The sequence below is a fragment of the Halarcobacter sp. genome, from assembly GCF_963675975.1.
Classification (GTDB): domain Bacteria; phylum Campylobacterota; class Campylobacteria; order Campylobacterales; family Arcobacteraceae; genus Halarcobacter.
Map to the genome: position 1 here is coordinate 909,685 of NZ_OY780939.1, position 22,659 is coordinate 932,343.

At 28.2% G+C, this 22,659-nt stretch carries 16 protein-coding genes and 1 pseudogene; 1 reads left to right on the plus strand and 16 read right to left on the minus strand.

What is annotated here, in order from left to right:
* Position 1: 1 nt before the first annotated feature.
* From ACKU3H_RS04530 to ACKU3H_RS04550, 5 genes are all read right to left on the minus strand, one after another.
* Positions 2–1,972, minus strand: a complete 1,971-nt coding sequence (locus ACKU3H_RS04530) for a site-specific DNA-methyltransferase (RefSeq protein ID WP_320035790.1) — start codon at positions 1,970–1,972, stop codon at positions 2–4.
* Entirely contained in the window at positions 1,969–2,673 is a 705-nt protein-coding gene (locus tag ACKU3H_RS04535) for an RloB family protein (RefSeq protein WP_320035791.1), read from the minus strand. Before ACKU3H_RS04535 ends, ACKU3H_RS04530 begins: the two co-directional genes overlap by 4 nt.
* A complete protein-coding gene (locus tag ACKU3H_RS04540; RefSeq protein ID WP_320035792.1) occupies positions 2,657–3,958 on the minus strand; it encodes an ATP-binding protein in 1,302 nt (433 codons plus the stop codon). Before ACKU3H_RS04540 ends, ACKU3H_RS04535 begins: the two co-directional genes overlap by 17 nt.
* Positions 3,959–4,090: 132 nt before the next feature.
* Positions 4,091–4,756 carry a DUF4391 domain-containing protein gene (locus ACKU3H_RS04545; protein WP_320035793.1) on the minus strand — a complete coding sequence of 222 codons (666 nt, stop codon included), beginning with the start codon at positions 4,754–4,756 and terminating at the stop codon, positions 4,091–4,093.
* A 2-nt stretch (positions 4,757–4,758) separates the two neighbouring features.
* Positions 4,759–8,028, minus strand: a complete 3,270-nt coding sequence (locus ACKU3H_RS04550) for a helicase-related protein (protein ID WP_320035794.1) — start codon at positions 8,026–8,028, stop codon at positions 4,759–4,761.
* Positions 8,029–9,199: 1,171 nt separating this feature from the next.
* On the opposite strand from ACKU3H_RS04550, the gene ACKU3H_RS04555 reads away from it, so the two are divergent.
* Positions 9,200–10,258 carry a hypothetical protein gene (locus tag ACKU3H_RS04555; protein ID WP_320035795.1) on the plus strand — a complete coding sequence of 353 codons (1,059 nt, stop codon included), beginning with the start codon at positions 9,200–9,202 and terminating at the stop codon, positions 10,256–10,258.
* A 35-nt stretch (positions 10,259–10,293) separates the two neighbouring features.
* On the opposite strand, the gene ACKU3H_RS04560 is transcribed toward ACKU3H_RS04555, so the two are convergent.
* The 11 genes and pseudogenes from ACKU3H_RS04560 to purT all read right to left on the minus strand — a co-directional run bounded on the left by ACKU3H_RS04560 (position 10,294) and on the right by purT (position 22,656).
* Positions 10,294–10,425, minus strand: a complete 132-nt coding sequence (locus ACKU3H_RS04560) for a hypothetical protein (protein ID WP_320035796.1) — start codon at positions 10,423–10,425, stop codon at positions 10,294–10,296.
* Between the two features lie 40 nt (positions 10,426–10,465).
* Positions 10,466–11,587, minus strand: a complete 1,122-nt coding sequence (locus tag ACKU3H_RS04565) for a site-specific integrase (protein WP_320035797.1) — start codon at positions 11,585–11,587, stop codon at positions 10,466–10,468.
* 285 nt (positions 11,588–11,872) lie between these two features.
* Positions 11,873–12,517: pseudogene (locus ACKU3H_RS04570) on the minus strand (Na+/H+ antiporter NhaA).
* 63 nt (positions 12,518–12,580) lie between these two features.
* The gene (locus ACKU3H_RS04575; protein WP_320035798.1) at positions 12,581–14,359 is read right to left on the minus strand and encodes a GTP-binding protein; all 1,779 of its coding nucleotides are present in this window, start codon (positions 14,357–14,359) and stop codon (positions 12,581–12,583) included.
* Positions 14,360–14,388: 29 nt separating this feature from the next.
* The gene (locus tag ACKU3H_RS04580; RefSeq protein WP_320035799.1) at positions 14,389–15,549 is read right to left on the minus strand and encodes an MBL fold metallo-hydrolase; all 1,161 of its coding nucleotides are present in this window, start codon (positions 15,547–15,549) and stop codon (positions 14,389–14,391) included.
* Positions 15,550–15,560: 11 nt separating this feature from the next.
* Positions 15,561–16,946, minus strand: a complete 1,386-nt coding sequence (locus tag ACKU3H_RS04585) for a hypothetical protein (RefSeq protein ID WP_320035800.1) — start codon at positions 16,944–16,946, stop codon at positions 15,561–15,563.
* A gap of 109 nt (positions 16,947–17,055) precedes the next feature.
* Positions 17,056–18,198 carry a PAS domain S-box protein gene (locus ACKU3H_RS04590; RefSeq protein ID WP_320035801.1) on the minus strand — a complete coding sequence of 381 codons (1,143 nt, stop codon included), beginning with the start codon at positions 18,196–18,198 and terminating at the stop codon, positions 17,056–17,058.
* Positions 18,198–18,905, minus strand: a complete 708-nt coding sequence (locus ACKU3H_RS04595) for a response regulator transcription factor (protein ID WP_320035802.1) — start codon at positions 18,903–18,905, stop codon at positions 18,198–18,200. The genes ACKU3H_RS04590 and ACKU3H_RS04595 overlap by 1 nt, the downstream gene beginning before the upstream one ends.
* Positions 18,906–18,943: 38 nt before the next feature.
* On the minus strand, positions 18,944–20,908 hold the full coding sequence (locus ACKU3H_RS04600; RefSeq protein ID WP_320035803.1) for a cache domain-containing protein: 1,965 nt from the start codon (positions 20,906–20,908) through the stop codon (positions 18,944–18,946).
* Positions 20,909–21,484, minus strand: coding sequence for a hypothetical protein (locus tag ACKU3H_RS04605; protein ID WP_320035804.1), 576 nt, complete (start codon positions 21,482–21,484; stop codon positions 20,909–20,911).
* A gap of 2 nt (positions 21,485–21,486) precedes the next feature.
* Positions 21,487–22,656: a formate-dependent phosphoribosylglycinamide formyltransferase gene (gene purT / locus ACKU3H_RS04610; RefSeq protein WP_320035805.1), complete on the minus strand. Its 1,170-nt coding sequence runs from the start codon at positions 22,654–22,656 to the stop codon at positions 21,487–21,489.
* Between the last annotated feature and the right edge of the window lie 3 nt (positions 22,657–22,659).

Genomic DNA, 22,659 nt, shown 5'->3' on the forward strand with positions numbered 1-22,659 from the left:
ATTAGATAACCTTTAGGTCTGTATCAGGTGAATATTGTTTAAAGATTTGCTCTGTATTGATTCTAACATCATCACTTTCAAAGCTACTATCTTTGAACACTACTTTTAAGATATCATCCATTTTAGCTATCTCAGTTACTAGTGCTTCATCTATAGTATTCTCAAAACAAGCAACAAGTACGTTATCATCTACAAAGTAAACTTCTTTTCCTAAGATATCTTTTTTTACTATTGGTAAAGTTAAATCAACCCCACTATCAAGTAGTACTTGGAAAAGTAAATCTAAAGAGTTTCTATCATCTTTTATATTGTCAACAGTAGTGTCAAAAAGAGATTCTTGTGTTATCTCATCTGGACTGTAGTAAACATTTTCCATATTAGAACTATCTATTTTAAGAACTCTAAATCCAATATCTAAATCACTTTTCCCACTCTCTTCAACTATTTTTTTACCAGCTCTTCTTATTCTTTCTTTACCTATTTCACAAATGGTTTTATAACCTGCTTTGTAGGCTTCAGATTTTTCATCAGTTAACTCAGGAATTTGTACACATATAAATTTTCTATTACCATTGTCTTCTTTATTAAGATGTATAATACTATGGGCAGTTGATGCGGAACCACTAAAAAAGTCCAAAACTATAGAGTCTTTTTCTGTAGCAAAATTTATAATTTTGGATAAAACTAACTCATCTTTAGGGTTTTCAAATATTTTTTTCCCAAATAGAGACATTAATCTTTTTGTTGAAGCTCTTCCATCCATATAAAAAACACTGTATGGAACTTCAGTCTCTCTATCTTTTAGGTAAGCTTTTAGTTTTGGAACTGTTGTATGGTCTTTCCCGAAATCTACTTTATCCTCCGCAATGAGTTTGTTTAATGTATCTAGCGTAAATCCCCAGCCTCTTGATGGTACAGCCACTGGTAATTTGGTAATTGGATGTGGAATTTCATATCTTGGTCGTGAAGCTCCAGACTGTGAAGATATATTGTCTGGAAAATATATTCCTTTTGAATCTACACTTGAATAATGTTTATTTTTTTTAGCTGGATCTGATTCTGGTAAGTTTTTAAACCAAACTTTCAATGCCTCTTCTATTTTTGAATAGTTGTTTCCGAATTCTTTTTTTAGCTTTTCATATTGTGCGTATATACTGTCAAGACCCTCTTTTCTTTGTCTCCATATAATATTTTTACTTTTTATAAATTCAATGTTTTTTACATAAATTAAAATATACTCATGTGATACAGACACATACCTTGAATCATTTTTTTTACCTGCTGACCATATTAATTCTGTAATAAAATTATTTTCACCATAAATTTCATCACAGACTTTTTTTAAATTATGAGCTTCATTATCATCAATCGATATAAATATTACACCATCTTCTTTTAATAAATTTCTAGCAAGTTTAAGTCTTGGATACATCATAGATAACCAGTCACTATGGTATCTACCATTTGATTCTAAGTTTGCTACAAGTCTTCCCTCTTCACTTATCTGGCCACTTGCTTCAAGCTCTTCATCTTTGTCAATTGTAAAGTTATCTTTGTATACAAAATCATTACCAGTATTATATGGAGGATCAATATAAATCATTTTGATTTTATTTAGATAACTCTCTTGCAGAAGTTTTAAAGCTTCTAAGTTGTCACCTTCGATATATAGATTTTGTGTTGTATCAAAGTTTACACTATCTTCTACATCAGGTCTAAGCGTTTTATTTATAGGCTTATTAGCAGTTACTAATGCTTCTTTCTTACCAGGCCAATTTAAAGAGTATCTCTCTTTTGTACCATCAACAATATTTTCAGATAATTCTTGTTTTAACAAATCAAAATCAATAGCTTTTTTTACATTTCCCTTTTCATCTTTTGTTTCTGTTACACAGTTAGGAAATAGTGCTGCAATTTGAGCTATATTTTCATTTGTAAAATCAGGTGTTGTCATATCTAGTTTTTCTATCATTGAGGGCATCCTTTTCTATCATCTTGGAAATGTTTGTGTTGTTTTAAATGTTCTAATTCATCTACTAATAAATGCATTTTAGTAGATGGGTCATCTGTACTTGCACTTTGTGCTGCTTTATATGTTACTGCACTATTTTCTCTTGCGTCTTCTAATTTTTCAGCTATTAGTTTTTTTGCAAATTCTCTATCTGCTTTTGTATAACCATTTACATGTGTTCTAAGTGAGGTACTTATCAATTGTCCACAAGGGCTATGTCCTGATGTACCAAAACTTTGTGTCGTTTGGCAAAAGTGCATTAATATCCAATATTCAAAACATGGTACTGATGTTATGGGACAAATTATCGTATCACATTTTTTACGTGAACTTTCGTTAAAGTCTTTGATCGTTTGTAATGCTGATGTGTACGATTGATGTTGATCTTTATCAATGACACAGTAAACTTTAGTATAGGGGTTCCCCTTATTACATGCATCTTTAATTGCTTCTTTTGCATGTTTAACTACAGAGTTTGGAGCAGACCCTTGTGATGGAACAATATGAATCGCAGCATTATCTAAAGAAAGAAAATCTTTTAATTCTATTAGATAATTTGGTTCAGTTTGTGTTCCTTCACAAATGATTAATACAGTATCTCCAGTATAACGAGTTTTAGTATTCCTCTTTTCAACATTAGTACTTCTATTTCTCCTCGACATATTGAACTCCCATAGCACGTTCTATACTTTTAAAATAAGGAAGTGCACCATATCTACCACTAAAGTAACTTTTTTCAATATCTGTTACACCTTTTCGTGGTTTAAATTCAACCAGTGAGAAAAGTTCAGTTGCTTTATTTTTCTTTTCACAAAACCATATTTGATCACGCCTAAAAATCTCTTGTGACATTACAGAAGTTTCGTGTGACGTAAAAATTAATTGGGCATGTTTTTTATTTGTTTCCTTACTATGAAATAACTCTATTAAAAACCTAACCATTAATGGATGGAAGTTATCATGTAGTTCATCAACTACAAGCACATTTCCATTTTCAAGAGTATCAATCCAAGGACCTAAAAATGCTAAAAACTTTCTTGTACCATCTGATTCTTCATCGAAGTCAAAATATATATCTTCTCCTTGAATATTTTTATGCACAGATGCAACATCAAGAAGTTTTTTATCTTTAAAATCTTCCACTATCTTATTTCTTAATACATCAGGTATATCTTCAGACAGTTTTGAAGGATCAAACTCTTCTTCTGTAATTTTTAATTCTTCAATATCTAAATCTGCAACATTTAAAAACTTATTTATTAAATCTTTATACTCTTCTTGTTCGTATAGCTCATAGGTAAAACTAGGGTCTAGTCTTGCTGTACTTTCTAATACATGAAAAGTTTCATTAAACCAATCATAAACAGGCTTTAACTGTTCACTGTTTAATTGAGTTGCTGTTGACAAAAATAGTGCATTCTTACGAGTAGATTCACTCCATATTTTTTTATTTCCATTAAACTTTGAACCAAAATACCAATCAGTTTTTTCTTCATCTTGATTGTATTCTCTTTCAAACCAAGTTTGTGCAGGTCCTTCTGGAAAAGCATAAAGCCATTCTTCCAATATCTTTTCAGTATTTAAAATAAACCCATACTGATATCTAACCTCTTTAGAAACAAAGATTATTTCAAATTCAGTTGGTTCATCTTTCGTACCATTATCTAATAAAAAAGGTGTTATAGGTAACTTTGTACCTCTTTTAATTTTTGAATCAGAGTCTAAAACTAATCTTTGCATAGTCTTCATAGCTTTTAGTAAATTACTTTTCCCAGATGCATTAGGACCATAAATAGTTGCACTACTAAGTAGTTTAATAGGTTTCTTCTTTTCTGTTGTAGTAAATGTGTTAGTATCTTCTAGCTCTTTAGCATTTGACTTTACCATTGATAATGTTTGTTGCTCTTTTATAGAACGATAATTCTTAACTTTAAATTCAATTAGCATTGTTTTACCTTATTATTAATCAATTGCCATATTTTGACATTTTATTGCAAAAAAGTCAAGTTGAATAGACTATTATATTAATTAAAGTTTATTTTTTGACATAATTTTGTAAAAAATGCACTTTGATTGTAACTATGAGTTGTTTAGTAGAATAATTTGACTTTTTAAGTGTTTCAATTGAGTATTCAATTCAACTTTTTTATTAAACTGTTTTTCTTTTGACCTTTTAGCTTTTAACAGGTCATATTGTTTTTGTAGTTTTTCAAGTTTCTTATGTGTTTCAACTTCCTCTTTTAAAGACTTATTTGTAGATGTGATATTTGGTATTAATTCTTTAATTGTTATTTCATAAAGTTTTTCTAAATCTAAAACCGTAGGTAATGATTCTTTTGGATGGGAAATATCAATCCAAGGTGAACTAAAGTATTTATCAACAATCCATTTACTTGTATCTGCTTCATTAAGCCTTTTATATGCAGACTTGATTTGTATCTTATCTTTTTTCCTTAGTTGAAATATTATAGGAAATGCTATTGCTTTATCAATTGCCCTTAATACATCTTCATCAAGATTATCTTGCTTTAGCTCTATATCAAATACTTGAATCTCTGTAATGTTATCTGTAGCATTTAGATTTAATGTAGTTGAAGACAATTTGTGTAACCAAATGATTTTTTCTACTTGTTTTACAATCTTATCTTTCAAACTTGTATTTATTGATGCTTTTTCATATATCTTATTTTTTGGTATGATTTTATTAAATCTTGTTTTTAGAGGATATTCAAAATATGCGTACATATTTAAATATCCTGAACTACTATAAAGTTAATTAATTCAAAATTATCAAGTCCTTCTATAGTATTTACAAGTGCAGTAGTTGAACCTCCAGTAAATAATGAATCTATATCTTTATCTTCGTTGATGTCTATCATAGACTTAATAGCTTTCTCTAGTAAGTCTGAATAAAAAGACATATCTTTTCCATCATTAGTTTGTTGATTAAAAGTATGGTATGCTTTATCAATAGGCTCAATTGTCCCTTTACAAGCATTTCTAGCTAAATCTAATAGTTTTTTTGCTTCTGTATGGTCTGCAATTACATTTGCTTCATTGTCAATATATATTAAATAATATGGATAAAGTCTATTTTGCCCTTCTACTTTTGAATTCACACTTTTGTCTCTATTTAAAAGTATGAATATTACTCCAGGTACTAAACCTTTTTCATAATCAGTATTTACAACTGCATGTAGACCATTTGGTAATGAACCTAAGTCTCCATTCTCTTTAATGTAGTTTAATAAATCCATTCTAAAGTCATTTAGACCTAAATCTGTGATATTTACACCAGTCTTTAAATCTTCCATTTCAATAACTTCTTCTTGAAGTTTTCTAAGTTGCTCTTTTCTATACGAAATATCATTTGCTTTAGAACTTAAAACATTATCATCACCTGTTGCAGTAACGTCTGCAATCATCATTCGATTTTCAACTCTTTCTTTTAGGTTTATATATTCATCTAGAGAGATATTTGGCCAGTAGTTAACCATTTGAATAACATCGTTTTTAGAACCAATTCTATCAACCCGTCCAAATCTTTGAATTATCCTTACAGGGTTCCAGTGAATATCATAATTTATTAGGTAATCGCAGTCTTGTAAGTTTTGACCTTCGCTAATACAATCTGTTGCTATAATAATATCTATCTCTTCTTGTTCATCGGGGAATATAAGTTTCTTTTCTTTTGAAATGGGTGAAAATAAAGTTAAAAGACCTTGTAAATCATAGGTGTCTTTAATAGTTGATTTTGGAGTCTGACTACCAGTAATAAGTCCCGTATTTATATCATAATCATTTTTGTATAACAAAGCTAAGTTATCGTACAAATACATTGCTGTGTCTGCAAATGCAGTAAAGATTAAAACTTTTTTATTATCTTTATTTATTGGATTACTCATCTTATTTTTAATATGAGATTTTAAATGTTGAAATTTAAAGTCATGTTCTGGTGTAATCTTTTCCATTTCAAACAATAATGCATTGATAATCTCTAAATCACTTGAAATATCATATTTCCAAGAAGATAAATCCATATCTGATAAATCTATTTGAATTTTATTTCCAACAGTTAAATCATCAAAATTTGATAAATCTTCATCATCTAGCGTATCTTCATTTATATTTGTAAAGTCACTGAATTTTGAACCTACTTTATTTTGTTCAAACAGCTTGATTTTCTCTAAAATTAATTCATTATTCTCTTTTAGCTTTTCTAACGTTAATCTAAATGAATGTACAGAACTCTCTAATCTTTTAAGAAGATTTGTTGTCATTAGTGATTGAAGGGACTTCTCTCTATCTACTTGTTTAAACCTTCCTCTTCCACCTTTAACTTCTGTATCATAAAGTTCTTCATAATATGAGACTCTACTAGGTAAGATATAACTTACAGGTGCATATACACATAGTTTCAATAAAGATAACTCTTTAAAAATATCATTGAATCCTAATGTATTTTGCAATTCAGTAAGTTTAGGGTGAAAAGAGATTGGTTTGTTTCTTTTAGGGAAAGTACCTATATCACTTGTATCATAAAATGTTTGAATATGCTTTCTGCTTCTTGCAATCGTAACACTATCTAGTAATTCAAAAAAATCAAAATCTAAAGCATTTAAAATAGCTTCAGCAGTTCTTTTCTCTGCCTCTAGGTTAGACCACCAGTTAAATGTAGCTTGTGCACGTCTAAAAATCTCTTCTATATCTCTTGTAGTCTTAAGCTTCTCATTTATCTCATCTGCATTACCTTCATATGCTAAGGCTAATTGATTCTTTAAATCTGTGAATCTATTGTTTACAGGTGTAGCTGAAAGCATTAAAACCTTGGTTTTAACACCTTTTTTAATGATTTCATTCATTAATCTTTGATATCTAGTTTCTTTATCTTTATAAGCATTGTTATTTCTAAAATTATGGGATTCATCTATTACAACTAAATCATAATTTGCCCAGTTTATTTTATCAAGTGCTATACCATGAGAATAACCACTTGTTCTTTGTAAGTCTGTGTGATTTAATACATCATAGTTAAATCTATCTTTAGTAAATATATTTGTCACTAGATTTGAATTATAAGCTAGCCAGTTATCTGCAAGCTTTTTTGGACAAAGAACTAATACAGACCTATTTCTCAATTCATAATACTTCACAACTGCTAACGCTGTAAATGTTTTACCAAGCCCAACTGAATCAGCTAGAATACATCCATTAAATGTTTCAAGCTTATTGATAACACCTGTTGCTGCATCTTTCTGAAAGTTATACAACTTATTCCAAACAAGTGTATCTTTAAAGCCTGTTAAATCATTAGGCAGTACATCTTCATTTAGATCCTCTAAAAATTCATTAAAGATATTATATAGAATCAAAAAGTAGATTTTCTCAGGTGAGTTCTCTTTGTATACTGTAGAGATGTGTTCTATTAAACTATTGGTAACATCTTGTATTTTCTCTTCATCATTCCATATTTGATCAAACAAATTTAAATAGATTTGAGTCATTGCTTTATCATTAATTTTATTTACAAAGTTTGAAACAGCATTACCTTTTTGATAACCTAAGTCGACGGCACTAAAGCCAGAAATTGGATTATAGGCAGAAGTCTCTTCTCCATCAATGCATAGAAACTGTTGCATAGGTGAGTTTGTAGTATTTGATTTAAATGTTGCTTTTCTTTTTATCCAATTAGCACACTCTTGTGCTATAGCTTTTTGGTTTAACTTGTTTTTGAGTTGTATCTCAAATTCATTTCCATAGAAGTCTTTTTCTCTTTTTTGTTTAGGAATAAAGAACTCTCTTTGTTCTTTTTTTAGTTTATCTGTTGCTTCTACTGGAGTAAAAGAAGGTGAAGTAAAAATAAATTCAATTGATTCCACTTTCTCTAATTCTTCTTTTAATGCTTCATAGGCATAAATAGAAAAGTATGAAGCTGCTATTTTTAATTTTGAACCATTTGAAAGCGATTGCTTTAAATCATCCCCTAATAAAGTATTTAAATTATCTAATATTTTCACAAACGACCAACTTTATATAATTAAGTAATATATATTTTATTAAAAAAATCATAAATGTATATTTAATAGCTAAAATATTAGAAAGAATTAGTTTTCTTTTTTAAGGTTAGTGTATAAACTTCAAATCTTTATTAAATTAATAGTAGTTTATTGAAGCTTTTAATGCTTATTGAAGTACTTATTAATCTATTTTTATTTTATGTACAGACTTTAAAAATATTAATATAATAGTTACCACAATTTAATATAAAGTATTCTAGGCTCGGCAAAGCAATTATTAATCTGCTTAGCAAGTGGTCACTTGATTTTCTTGCTGAGCCTAGAGTATTTTTTGAGATTGATAATTGTATGCCGATAATTTATTCAAACTCAAAAGTCTCAAACATTATACATAATTTATAAAAATTAGTTATTGATTTTTTATATTTGGAAGGGGTGAATGAAGCTCCCTCTGTTTGGCGACTGAAGAGCTTCACTAAGATAAAATCTTATATTTTGTATTTTAACATAAACAAAATTTTTAATCAACTCAATTGTTGAGAATTAAGTACTGCTTGTTAAAAGATAGGCATATTCTCTTGTGTCTGATGAAGTAGCCATCTACAAGGCCAATTCTAGTTATAGGTATCTTGTATAAACGCCATTTGGTGAACAAATGAAAAAGAGACCGAAAATGTTCCATAACTATTTGGATTAAAACCTTTGAAAGGTGCATTGCGGACGTAGTGAGAGAGGAAACAATTGAAGCTAAAAAGATGGACTACATGCAGATATGGCGTAGTGTTTGATACTAGATTCTCAACCAAACTTGAGGTATTTTTTCTAAGTCTAGTTATATAACTTTACATTGACCTACAAATCATTGATATAACTTATAACTATAATGATATGAAAAATATACAGTATCGCATTACCCACTATGAAACCTCGCTGATATGAGCATGTAAAAGTATTAGCTAAAGTGTAAGTGATTTATTCCAAGGGTATTATTTTGGAAGTTTGGTGTATTAATCAGGCCAAATTTCTACAGCTTCAGAAGATTAAATCCAGGGTATATATTAGTGTTTATTAATAATATTATATAATTTTAGTTATTATGGAATATAATTTAGTATAATTTAAATCTATTTGACTATATACTGAAAATAGAATAATTAGGTGGTTTGTAATAGTGCTAGAAGATTTTAACAAAGAGTTTTGGAATATCTGGGGAATTGTAGGTAATAGGCGAATATATACAGATGAAGATGTTTTTAGGATTAAAAGTTCATGGAGAGAATCTATAAAAAGAAATTTTTTTAAATTTTTGAATAAAGAAAAAATTTCAGATAGAACTTTTATTCAAATTTTATATAATGAACCAAATACATTCTATTTACTTTTTGAAAATCTTTTAAATAATCAAAAAAACAATCTTTTTTATGTTAAAGAACTGAATAATTTATCTTTTAGTTTTAAGTTCTGTCAGATTTTTAATGTATGTGATAATAATACTATCATTGATTTAATCTCATTTCAAATAGCATATATAGTAGAACATATGAAAACTATAAAGATTGATGTTAAATTATTTGATGAGACTATAAAAACCAAATCTTTAATGCACTATATAGAGCAATTAAAAATCAAAAAGAATAAAAATACATATGGAATAGCAAGAGAACTTTCTTTAATTCATAATAATCTACTAAGAGATATAAAAAAGAGAGGATATAAAACAGCTATTAAAGAAATGAAAGAAGATGAAAGCTTTGGATCTACGTTTGAAAAAGATATTTCAACTTGGAAAAAAGGGAAATTGCCAGGGTTTTTCAAATTGTTAGTTTTATCAGTTGCTTTATTTGAAAATTATCCTAAGGAAGAAAGGTTTGCAAGTTTTTTATTACTTTTAATAGCAAGGGGATTGTTATATATAAAAGACTCATATAAGATAAATGTAGATATAGAGAATAGATTTATTAAAAGGTATTCTTTCTTTCGAGAAGAGTTAAGTTCTCTTTTTAAAGATAAGTCCTTTGAGGAAATAGATCGGCTACAAAAAAAATATTGTATAAGTTTTGAAAAAATATTTGGAGAATTAGACAATGAAATTACTATTAATATGGATGATTTGATAAAGAATATATATTCTTTTTTTGAAAATAAAATAGATGCTTTGAATATAAATGATAGTATGCAAGATAAAATGAATGATTTTGTAAAAAGTGAAAATATAAAGTTTCACTATTAGAGTAATTTTTATTTTTAAAGATAATATATAATTTTTTATACTCTTTTTTGATTAAAAGTAGTAAAATTTTTATTTAAGGGATAAATCATGTCAAAACCAAGACCTTTTAATGGGCCTAGTACAACAGGAAAACCATCTGGAAAAGGAAGAGGTAATAACCCTTCCAAATAGTTAAATAATTCCTAGTATAATATACTAGGAATTATTTTAAAAGTTTAAATTGCTTATTGCATCTTTCCCGCTATCAGGAGATAACTTAGCATACCTAAGGGTCATTTTTATATCACTATGGTTCATAAGTTTTTGTATCGTAAAAATAGGAGTTCCATTAATAGCAAGATGAGATGCAAAAGTATGCCTAAGAGTATGAACTACAGCTCTATTCTTTCTGTCTTCTTTATCTAAATCTTGATTGAATAGTTTATTTAGAATATCTAACATCTGTCTTTGAATTGTTGTTGGTCTATCAGAGAATATTTTGTCATTAAAGTTTAGATTTTTACACCATTTATCAAGTAAAATAGTAAGTTCATCTGTTAAAAAACTTTTATATGAGATTCTCCCTTCTTGATCTTTTTTCAAATCATATAAAGTAATACGCTGATTACTAAAGTCTATATCTTTTTTAGAAATATATAGAATTGAAGCTAACCTTGCTCCTGTTGTTAAGGCAATTTTTGTAAATAAAAAAAGTCTTGGATTATCTTCTAGGTATTTATACAATTCTTTTATTTCTTCTAACGTCAAATATCGATCTCTAGTGTTTCTAATTGATTCAAGTTCAATATACTTTATATAATTGTTTTTTAATAGCTCTTCCTTAATTGCAAAACTAGTAATCGATTTAAGAATTGTTAGTATATTGTGAACAGTTTTATCTGATAGAGGCAATCGTCTTTGGTTTTTTGACTCTTTAATTTTTGTTTGAAGTTTTCTGATATCTTCTTTTGTAATACTTTCAAGATCTTTTTCATAAAAAAAAGGCTTAAGATGTTTTTTAAACGTAGAATAATCACTATCTTTGCTTTTCCCTTCTTTTCTCGTTTTAAAATATTTTTCTTGAATATCATCTAATAGTACTTTTTTAGCTTTTTTATTCTTTGCTGCAGCCGGTGGCTCTTCACCTAGTCTTATTTTTGTAATGATTTCATTTCTTTTCTGATAGCAATAGTTTTCTCTAATACCTTCTGAAAATTTACCTAGTTTAATTTCTTTTGTCTTGTTATTTAAATCTTTATATGTGATATAATAAGTTTTATCTGGTTTACCATTTGAAATAGATTCTCTATAATATACGCCAGTTTTAGAAGTCTTTATTCTTTTATTCATGAGGATATTATATCATAATCTTTCCAACCTATTTCCAACCTGACAATAGATTTAATTGAATTTTTTAGATTTAATTGAATTTTGTTAAAATCTTAAAAGCCCTATTCTATGGTGCTTTAGTGGATATTTAATTTTTTACATTTTATTGAATATTATATAAAATAAAGTTTCGGCCCCGGTGGTTGTGGGTTCGAATCCTACCAGGCGTGCCATTAGTTATTAAAATCTTTTTCTATTAATATGAAATCAGTAGTTGAATTAAGACTTAATAAATATATTTATAACTTACCCATCACTTTTAATACTAGATTTTTTCAAGATTATAAACCCAATAACAGCCGATAGTATTGAACCTATTAAAATAGCAACTTTATTAAAATTTAATATATAAGTGTATCCTTCAAAAGCTAAGGTATCTACAAATATGCACATAGTAAATCCTACTCCTGTTAATATTGCTACTCCATATATGTGCATCCAGTTTGATAGAGTTGGGATTTTTGATATTTTTAGTTTTATACAAATATATGTAAATAAAAATACGCCTAGTTGTTTTCCTACAAAAAGACCAAATATTATCCCTAGTGATAAATTTGTTATTAGGTTTTTGAAGCTTAGTTCACTTAAATCTATTCCTGTATTTAAAAAAACAAACAAAGGTAAAATATAGTAATTTACCCAAAATCTACTATGGTGTTCTAATATTTTTGAAGGAGATGTATTTTTGTTTTGTATTGTTGTACTTTTTAGAGGAGCAGTAAAAGCTATGATTATCCCAGCAAGTGTCGCGTGTATTCCTGAGTTTAAAATAAAAAACCATAAGAAGATTCAAACAAAAAGATAAAAACCTAGTTTTTTTACATGGAAATAGTTTAGCAAAATCAAAATAACTATTGCCAAAAAAGCAAAAAATAAAGACGAATATGACAATTCAGTATTATAAAATAGGGCTATTATTAATATTGCTCCAAGGTTATCATAAACCTCTTTTCTTTATGCCACTAGTTCCTCATAGTCTTGGATTTTTTCTCCTATAAAGATTAAAAAATTTTCTTTTCTTTTATCATCTTCTATCTCTTTAATATCGTAAAAGCCATCTACATATTGAACTATATATTGCGAGTTTAAGTCTTCAAACTCTACTATTCCTTTTACTCTTAAAATATTTTTTGGAATATTTTTTAATGATTCTTCGAACTCTTTTCTATTTAATTTTTTATCTACAAGTTTTTTTATACTTGAAATATTATCCTCTAAATGGGTTCTAAATATTGTTGTTTCTTCATTAAACTCTGTTGAGATATGATTTGTACTGTTAGTTAATTGGGCTTGATTGGTTACTTCATTTGGGTTTATATTGCAATTTAGAGTTTTTATTATGGCAGCACATCTATTTTGTAGACGAATTTTATTTTCAATTTTTTCAAGTTCTTCTTTTTCTAGTAAATCAATTTTGTTTAATAGTATCACATCTGCAGCTCTAATTTGATCTTTAAATACTAAGTAAGTTGAGATTAGTTTTTCATAACTTTTTGCATCAACTATTGTGATGATAGAATCAAATTCTATTAAATCACCTAATTCATCTATTTCACTTAAAAGGTTAAAAGGGTTTGCAACTCCTGTTGTTTCTAAAATTATAGTGTCAGGTACTTTTTTATCTAGCAGGATAGTAATAGCACTTCTTAATTGACCTGCCATGGAACAACAAACACACCCTTCATCTATCTCTACCATATTATAATCATAATCTAAAAGTTTACCATCTAAGCCAGTTTTACCTATTTCATTTTGAATAATTCCAATAAATCTGGAGTTTTGATTTTCAAACTCAATAAAGTTTTGTAAGAAATTTGTTTTTCCTGATCCTAGAAAACCTGTTACAACTATTAGTTTTGGTTTTAAAGAGTTAGTTTGTTTGTTTATAAAGTTTTTTAAATCCAAATCTAATTTACTCCAAGTCCCTGATAACAAAAGTTTATGAAGTATTGAATTGTTTTTATCTATTTTTAGATTTTTATTATCATTATAATCAATTGAGAATTCTAGTTTAGTGACATTTGTATCTTCTTTTTTACTTTGAATACCTTCTTTGTCATAAATGACAGCATTAACTTTAGTTTTTTTTATTTCAAAACTACTTGGGGCTTTTTTTATAATTCGTGTGAGCAAAGTGTTGAAAAAATTGAAAAAAGGTAATATGAATTTAAAAGACGGAAAGTTTTTATCTATGTTATTGGGCAATATAATATATTTGTTATTTGTTAAGTTATTAATATCTTCAATCCCATCTTTTGTATATGTTTTGATTCTATTTAGAACTTTATATTTGATTTCTATATTGTTTTTATTTTTGGATATGTTTAATATAAGTTTTCCAATTTTAAAATTTAAATACATTTCAAGGAAAGAAGAAAACCCTTTTACTTTTTCAATAAATTGCTCACAGTTTACTATATATTCTTCTATTAAAGAAGAGTTTTGTAATTCTTTCTCATTTGGTGAAGGGAAATAATATATATCAAAAGTTGATTCATAACTATTTTCTTTTTCTATAGATTCACTTTGAATTAAGCCATATATTCCCTTTTTAGAGTCAAACTTTAGTGTCCAACACTCTTGAGAATCATTGTATTGATGCATACCTTTATATCCTGTGATTTTTTTTAATATAGGATCATAATTTGCTTTAATCAAAAGTGTTCTCATTAGTGAGTTAAAATCTTTTTGTGTACCATTGAAAGTTAATGGATAAAAATCTTCTAATTTCATTGTTGACTCCTTTTATTGGATGTGATTACTTATCCAAAAGTAATCACATCTCCATTACCTAAGTAGGCTTTACTTTTAGATTTATATTGTGCAGTACCTTGTACAATTGGATAACCTGCACGTATAAATTTCTCTGCTGTTAATAACCCTGTACAGTGGTTACATCCTATTTTCTCAAAATTCCATTTATTTAAAGAGATAACCAAGTCATCATATTTAGGATCCCAATCATCAAAAGGTGAAATATGTAATCCTCCATAAATACCGTACATTTTGTCATTGTCATATTTCAATTCTTTGTATGCAGTGTTTGCAAATTTGATAATACCTTGGTGACAACACCCTGTTATACTAACAAGACCTTTATCTTTTACATTTGCAAATATTGATTGCTCACCAAATACTCTACAAATAATTGGTACATCAAAAACATAAGTTGCAAGACCTGGTTCTAACTCATGAAGACCTGGTTTTATAACTTCAAGTTCGCCTTTATGTCCTGAATCTTTTATATATTGTAAGCCCTCTTTGTAAAACCCTTCTGGTATTATTACTTTTAAGTTAGGGTTATATTTCATAGCAACAGGGAATCCCCAAAAGTGGTCAAAATGTTCATGGGAAATTATCAAAGTATCTATTTCACCACTTTCCAACATTTTATCAATACCTTCTCTTTTAAAAGATTCATCCATCCATTTATATGACCATCCAACATCCAAAAGATATTTTTTTCTTGTGCCATCTACTCTTTCTACATCAATTAATGCAGCAAATCCACCGGCATTATCTGGACTTACAGAGTTGGTTTTTATAATATCCCAAGCTTCATCAAGTTTTTCAGGAAGTAGATGTTTGATTTTTGCTATCCCTTTATCATAACTTCCTTTTGCTAAACCTGTTCCATCTCCAAATGGTGGCCAGTTAAAATCATATTGATTAACTAGTAATCCACCTGCACCTTTAATATCACCCATCAAAGTTGCATTATCAAACCAACTTGTTTCACTTATGTTAGTCACTTTCACACTTTTAATACTACCAAAGTCGGTCATTTTTCTCTCCAAATCAGGAAGAAAAATCTCTCTCATAGGAGAATAAGAGAAAAGACCCATGGCTGCAAGTGCACCTAAACCTAAACCAGTTGCTGAACCTTTTATAAAGTCCCTTCTAGATTCATTTGTAGTTTTCATTTTATCCTCCTTTATTTAAATATCGTCAATAATTCACCCATTACAGGTAAAGTATAAACAATGATAAAATATGCTGAAACACCAACAACTGTTCCTACTACTAAACCTAAGTTAAATCTAGGAGTTATTTTAATTTCCTCTTTATCAACTTTTCTACACTCAGTGACAGTTTCAGATGAAAGTCTCCATCCTGGCCAGTTATCCATAAACCAGTGGTTTATAAGCATAATGTTAATTAACCAAATCATTGGAATCATTGGGAATTGTTGTGGATGTGAGAACCCTTTTTGAGTTCCTAAAAATAAATGTGAAGTTTTATAATATACATAATATATAGCTACAGCTGCAACTATTGTAATGATATTTCTAAGTAACACATTTATTGGTTTAGAGTATTTAGTAACGCAGTCTTGCATATAAAAGTGAATATACAAAGCAGGAACTAACCAAAAAATTGCCATTTCACCAACATGTAACCATCTCCAATCTGGTGACATCAATCTTCTTGTTCCTCTAATCGCTTCTCCCCATATTAACTCTTGAACAAAATATAAGAAAAAGCTAACAGCCATTGCAATTATAATAATTCCAAAAAATGAAGTTATTCTTCTAATCCAAGCAGTTTTAATTAAAGAGAAAGGGTATCTCTCCCATATTGTTTCATACATCCAAACAATAACGGTACAACACATAATCCAAGCAATATTAAAGTTACCATGAACTGTATCAGCAAATGCTTCCCACCAAGGTGGTGTAATTGCTGTAAATTGTTGCCAAGGATCAAATAAAATTGCCATATGTGAGTGAAAAGCTACAAAGTATACAATCATACTAAGTAAAAATGTAAACATTAAGATTGTAAAACCTTTAACAGGTTGTTTCATGTTTTCCCAAGGAGAACCCTCTGCTGCAACAACCCAAGCAGGACTAAGCCAAGAAGCAATAGCCGCAAACATCAATATAGCTTGTGCAGAATACTCTTCGGCATAAAATGCTACAATTCCTAACTCTTCAAGTTTTTCAGGACTAAAATATGCAATAGCATAATCTCCTAATATTGTTTGGAAGAAAACTTCTAATACAATAGCAAAAATGAAAACAGTTAAGACTGTAAAAATCACCCCTTTTAATAAAGGGTTAGTGTTTTTTAACCATTGTTTGTTAAATGGCCAAAAGTCAAAGATATAAGCAATCCAAATCATTATAACAAGAAGCCATCTACACCACATATAACCTACATAAGGTGTATACATTCTCATTAAACCTCTAGGATCCTGGAAGATCCACCAAGTCACATAAAACAAAAATAAGACAAAAACTGTGTTAAGAATAAGTGGCCAAGGGCCATTCCATCTTTTTTCAAGTTTTCTCTCTTCTAGAAAAAGTTTATCTTGCATGACATCCTCCTTTGTTATAAATCTATTTCTAATTTAATTATAAAAAAAGAGTGTCTATAAAATGTAGAATTAAATATTAAAAAAGAGCTTTAAATTGTCTATTAATTGTCTATTTTTTTATTGGAAGTTTTATTGAAAATGTTGCACCATTATTTTTGTTATTTATTGCTGTTAAGTATCCTTTACAGTTGTCTTCTATAATAGTTTTAGACATACACAAACCAAGACCTGTACCATTTGTAGATGATTTTGTTGTAAAATAAGTATTAAAGATTTTATTCAAATTTTCTTCTTTTATTCCCCCTGCATTATCACTTATATCTAAATAGGCAAAATCGTTTTTACTATAAGTTTTTATTTGAATAGTTCTATTTTTAATATTATTTTCAATAAAGGCATCTTCTGCATTTTTAAGGATATTTAACACAACTTGACGTAATTCATTTTCTAAAGTATATATATTATCATGTGATTTAAAATCAATTATTAAATTTATTTGATTATTTAAAAGAATAGGTTTTACTATTTTTAATGTGTTTTCTACAATATCTTCAAGACTTGTTATTACTTTTTGTTTATCAAGTTTAAAAAAGTTTCTAAAGTCATTGATTGTATTAGATAGATGTTCTGCTGAATCATCTATTAGGTGTAGTTCATTTAAGAACTCTTCTTGATTAAATTCTTCTATTAATAATTTTGCTTGAAGAAAACTTGTAGTTGCAGATATTGACATTAATGGTTGTCTCCATTGGTGGGAAATCATATTTAACATCTCACCCATTTGTGCTAGTCTTCCTTGGTATTGTAATTGTCTATCTTTTTCTCTTAATATTTTTATTTGAGAATCTATTTTACTATTAAGAGTATCATTGAGTTTTGCTAATTCTTCTTGAAACATAACTCTTTTGTTAATATTAGTAATAATCCATAACACCTCTTGCTTATCTTTAATCACATCTCCTGTGATTTTTATCCATATAGAAGAACCGTCTCTATGTCGAAATTTATATTCTAGGTCTAAGGTATTATTTTCTAATACTGTATTAAATGCAATCTCACCAAATTTTTTAGAAGATTCATCTGATATATGTAATACTCTGGCGTGTTTGTTAATCAACTCTTCATAGCTATATCCAACAATATCGCAAAATGTTTTATTCACTTCTAAAATGGTTCTATTTTTATCAACAATTAAAATACCCACACCACTATTGTTAAATATATGTTCAAACCATTTTTCTTTATTTTTCATTATTCTTCCAAGTTTAATTCATAACCCTCACCATATTTAGATTTTATTAGGTGAGTGCCAAGTTTTTTATGAAGTCTAGAAATTAAGCCTCTAACACGTTTGTTATCATTGTAATTATCATCAAATAGTTCTATCTCAATATCTTCACTTGAGCAAAGAATATTTCTTGAAGAACTTAAAAGTTTAAAAAGTTTTGTTTCATTTTTTGTAAGTTTTATGTGTTTTGAATCTTTATATAAAGTATAAGTATTATTATCCCATATAAAGTTATCAATTAGTTTTGTGTTGCTACATTGTACTGAAACAGTTGCTAATTTTTTTATTATCTTTTCGATAACACTTTGTATTTGGTCTAGTTTAAAAGGTTTTAAAATATATCCATCAATTCCAAATTCTATAGTTTTTAAAAGGTATTCGGTATTATCGTAAGCAGAGAAAATGACAATGGGAATATTTATATCTTTTTTTCTAATAAGCTCAATCATTGATATTCCATCCATTTTGGGCATATTTACATCTGTAAATATAATATCAATTTTTTCATTGTTAAAAATATCAATAGCCTCTTTTCCATTTGAAGCAAGAAAAATCTTGTGAAAATAAATATTTAAAACTTTTGAAGTTTGCAGTCTTACTTTTTCATTATCTTCTACATAAAGGATTGATAAGTCTTTACATTTATTTTGTATCTCTTTTATATTTTCCATAATACATAATTATACTATTTATTTGATATATTATTCCTCTATACATCTTTTATAGGTAAAAGAATAGTAAACTTAGCTCCTTTGAAACTTTCATTTCCAAAAGGTGTACTTGTATTATCTACGTGGATATGTCCATCTAGGTGGTTTGTTATGATTTGGTAGGTCATGTATAGGCCTATACCTGTTCCTTGTGCTTGGTGTTTTGTTGTGAAGTAGGCATCGAAGATTTTATCTTTTATCTCTTCTTTTATCCCATTTGCGTTATCTTTTATCTCTATTAGTAGGTATTCTTTTGTTTCATCTATTTTAAAGTGGTTTAATCTTTTTGGGTTTTTTGTTTTGTTAAAGTGTTTGATTGTAAAGAAGATTGTTCTTTTTCTATCATTAAGTGGGCTTAATGCATCTATTGCGTTATTTAAGATATTTATCAAGGCTTGATTAAGTTCATTTTCATAGGTGTAGATTACAAAGTCTTCTACTTTTGGTACTATATGGATAGGGTGGTTTTTTATTCTTACATTTATAAGATCAGTTGTTCTTTCAAATATTGATTTTGTTGAAACTAGAGATTGTTTTTTATTTGGATTGAAAAACTCTCTAAAGTCATCAATCGTTTTAGATAAATATTGGGTTGCTTTTAAAATAGAATTCAAAGAGTTTGTTTGTGATTCTTTTGTTAGTATATTTAGTTCATCCTCAAGCTTTATTCCACTTGCCGCTGTACTTATAAGATTTAGTGGTTGTCTCCATTGGTGGGCGATATTACCAATCATTTCACCCATTGATGCCATTTTTGACTGTTGATATAACATCTCATCTTTTTTTCTATTTGCTTGAATCTCTTTTTGGATTCTTTTTCTATAATTACTAAAAAATATTCTTAGTCTATTTGATACATATGTTGCAAGTAGTATTAGAACTATTGATAAAATTATACTTATTAAAAGAATTTTTTCAAAAGATTTATTATTTATCTTTTTTAATTCTATCTCTTTTTTTTCTAAATAATTCATCATATCTTTTGTGTAAAACCCTGAAGCTATAGCCCATTCCCAATTTTGAAGACCTCTTACATAGGTGATTTTTTCAGAAGGTTTACCTGTTGAGGGCATTATTGTTCCTTCGTATGAGATAAAACCTTTTCCCTCTTTTGCTTTAGCTATTATTGATTGGGTAATTTTAATTCCATTTGAATCTGTAAGACCAATCCTATTTTTTCCTACATATTCTTTTTTTATGTGGGCTAATTGATATCCATCATAATCAAAAACTAGAACATAACCATTTTCTCCATAGGTGATATTTTGAATATATTGTAAGATCTCTTTTTTCACATTATTTGTAATATTATTTAGATATTCTCCTGTTCCTATTACTATATTTAAAGGTCTAAAAACTTTATTAAATGTAATCTTTTCATATTTTATTTTAGTTTCATTTGGCTTATACCAAAAGAGGTTGGTAAAGGTTTCATTCTCAGTTTTTAATTTTTCAAGTGAATTTATAATAGTGTTTATTGTTTCACTTTTTCTTCTCTCATATATATTTGTATTTTCAAAGTCAGGATTAATTGGATGTAGAATAATACTTCCATATAAGTCATTTATATAAAAATAGCTTCTACCCTCATTAAATCTGATTGGACGTAAGGCTTCTTTTATTTGTGTTAAGAGAGCTTGTCTATTTAGATTGGGATTTTTCTTATAAATATTTTCAATTACAGCGTATGCCTCATTTACCCTATTTTTTAGGTCTTCTTTTACTTGTGTCTCTAAGGCATCTTTTTTTTCTTTTATGAGTGAAAAAACTTTTTCAACATGTAGTTTTGCAATCTCTTTATTTGTATCTATATAGTTTTTTTCATATATTTCCATATCTTTTTCAAAGTTTTTTAAATTTTGATAATAGATTAATGCGTTAACTAACAATGCAATTAAGATAATAATAACTACAGGAGAATATTTAATAAAATCTAAAAGATTTTTTTCACTTTTTATTAGCATCTATTCTTCCAATTGCCTCATGATTTGGGCTTTTGCTCTATTTGATAAAATATTTTCATATAAATGATAATCAACATTAAAAAGTTTTTTACTACTTAGTTGAATATCTTCGGCAAGTGTTGAGGTATCTAGTTTTATTAGTGTAAAAAGTTGTTTTTTATTGTTTTCCCAAAAACCTATAATCTTAGCTTTGTCTAAAGATTTTAGTGCTATTTGTTCAGCTTCTTTTCTCAAATCTTTTTCAAAAACTTTACTTGGAACTTTTTCTAAATAGTTTTTTAGTATTTTCATAGTTTTTATATAAACTTTTCTACTAAGATTGTGTCCGGCACTTATCAAAGCTTTTTGTTTTGATAGTTTTGGTTGCTCTTGGTTTACATTTTTTGTAGCACCAAGAGCAACAATATTGTTTTTTTCTTTTTGTTCTTTTAGCCAAATGGGAGCTTCATCTGGAATCTCTATTTTAACCCTGTTTTCATCATCCTTTGAGTCAGAAAAAGGGTTTAATGAAGAGAATGAAAAACACCCACCAAATAAAGATATTATTAAAACCGAAAGAATAAAACTTTTTTTCATAATTAACAATCAGTAAATTTTGAGATAATCTCTCTTGACTTATCTAATGCAGTCTTACTTGAATCTTTATCAAATACAAGAGCTACAGCCATTCTTCTTCCTTCATGTGATTGAGGTTTACTAAATACTCTTACATAACTATTTTCTGTAAAAGCAGAATCTTCTATATCAATAACTGGAGTAAAAGTATCATTTTCAGCTTTATATGCTGCACTTGCTCCACAACCATAATCAATATAATCTAATGGCAGACCTAATACAGCTCTAACATGAAGTGCAAATTCACTTTGACTTTGAGTAATCATAGTAACCATTCCTGTATCATGTGGTCTTGGACTTACTTCACTAAAATAAACTTCATCGCCTTTAATAAATAGTTCAACTCCAAAAATACCTCTACCACCTAAACCATCGGTAATTGTCTTAGCTATCTCTTGTGCTTTTGTTTTAGCTGTTTCACTCATTTCCATTGGTTGCCATGAGAATACATAGTCACCATTTTTTTGGATATGTCCAATAGGTTCACAGAAAACTGTTTGGTTCTCATTTCTTGCAGTTAACATAGTGATCTCATAATCAAAAGTGATAAACTCTTCAACTATTAACTCACTTGCATCTCCTCTAGCTTCTTTTGCTAACTCCCAAGAGTCCATTAGATCCCCAGCATTTCTTGCAATACTTTGACCATGACCTGATGAACTCATTACAGGTTTAATCACACAAGGAAATCCAATCTCTTTTGCAGCATCTTCTAAAGCTTCAAATGTAGTTACAAACTTATAGTTACTTGTTGGTAGGTTTAATCTTTCAGCAGCAAACTCTCTGATGTTTTTTCTGTTCATAGTTTTATTTACAGCTTCTGCATTTGGGATTACATGAAAACCTTCCTCTTCGGCATCAAATAGTGCTTGAATATTGATTGCTTCAACTTCAGGCAAAATATATGTTGGTTTTTCTCTTCTGATTACATCTAAAACTTCATTTTTATTTTTCATATTTATTGTATAAGCTTTATTTGCAACTAATTGAGCTGGAGCATTATTATAAGAATCCACAGCAATAGTTTCAATTCCTAATCTTTGTGCTTCAATTATTACTTCTTTACCTAATTCTCCACTTCCAAGAAGCATAATCTTAATCGAATCAGATTTAAGCGGCGCAGTAAATTTCATTTT

What these genes read in the sequence shown, in the direction of transcription:
- ACKU3H_RS04530 (WP_320035790.1), bottom strand. Translation starts at nt 1,972, where the DNA reads ATGATAGAAAAACTAGATATGACAACACCTGATTTTACAAATGAAAAT.
- ACKU3H_RS04535 (WP_320035791.1), bottom strand. Translation starts at nt 2,673, where the DNA reads ATGTCGAGGAGAAATAGAAGTACTAATGTTGAAAAGAGGAATACTAAA.
- ACKU3H_RS04540 (WP_320035792.1), bottom strand. Translation starts at nt 3,958, where the DNA reads ATGCTAATTGAATTTAAAGTTAAGAATTATCGTTCTATAAAAGAGCAA.
- ACKU3H_RS04545 (WP_320035793.1), bottom strand. Translation starts at nt 4,756, where the DNA reads ATGTACGCATATTTTGAATATCCTCTAAAAACAAGATTTAATAAAATC.
- ACKU3H_RS04565 (WP_320035797.1), bottom strand. Translation starts at nt 11,587, where the DNA reads ATGAATAAAAGAATAAAGACTTCTAAAACTGGCGTATATTATAGAGAA.
- ACKU3H_RS04575 (WP_320035798.1), bottom strand. Translation starts at nt 14,359, where the DNA reads ATGAAATTAGAAGATTTTTATCCATTAACTTTCAATGGTACACAAAAA.
- ACKU3H_RS04580 (WP_320035799.1), bottom strand. Translation starts at nt 15,549, where the DNA reads ATGAAAACTACAAATGAATCTAGAAGGGACTTTATAAAAGGTTCAGCA.
- ACKU3H_RS04585 (WP_320035800.1), bottom strand. Translation starts at nt 16,946, where the DNA reads ATGCAAGATAAACTTTTTCTAGAAGAGAGAAAACTTGAAAAAAGATGG.
- ACKU3H_RS04590 (WP_320035801.1), bottom strand. Translation starts at nt 18,198, where the DNA reads ATGAAAAATAAAGAAAAATGGTTTGAACATATATTTAACAATAGTGGT.
- ACKU3H_RS04595 (WP_320035802.1), bottom strand. Translation starts at nt 18,905, where the DNA reads ATGGAAAATATAAAAGAGATACAAAATAAATGTAAAGACTTATCAATC.
- ACKU3H_RS04600 (WP_320035803.1), bottom strand. Translation starts at nt 20,908, where the DNA reads ATGCTAATAAAAAGTGAAAAAAATCTTTTAGATTTTATTAAATATTCT.
- ACKU3H_RS04605 (WP_320035804.1), bottom strand. Translation starts at nt 21,484, where the DNA reads ATGAAAAAAAGTTTTATTCTTTCGGTTTTAATAATATCTTTATTTGGT.
- purT (WP_320035805.1), bottom strand. Translation starts at nt 22,656, where the DNA reads ATGAAATTTACTGCGCCGCTTAAATCTGATTCGATTAAGATTATGCTT.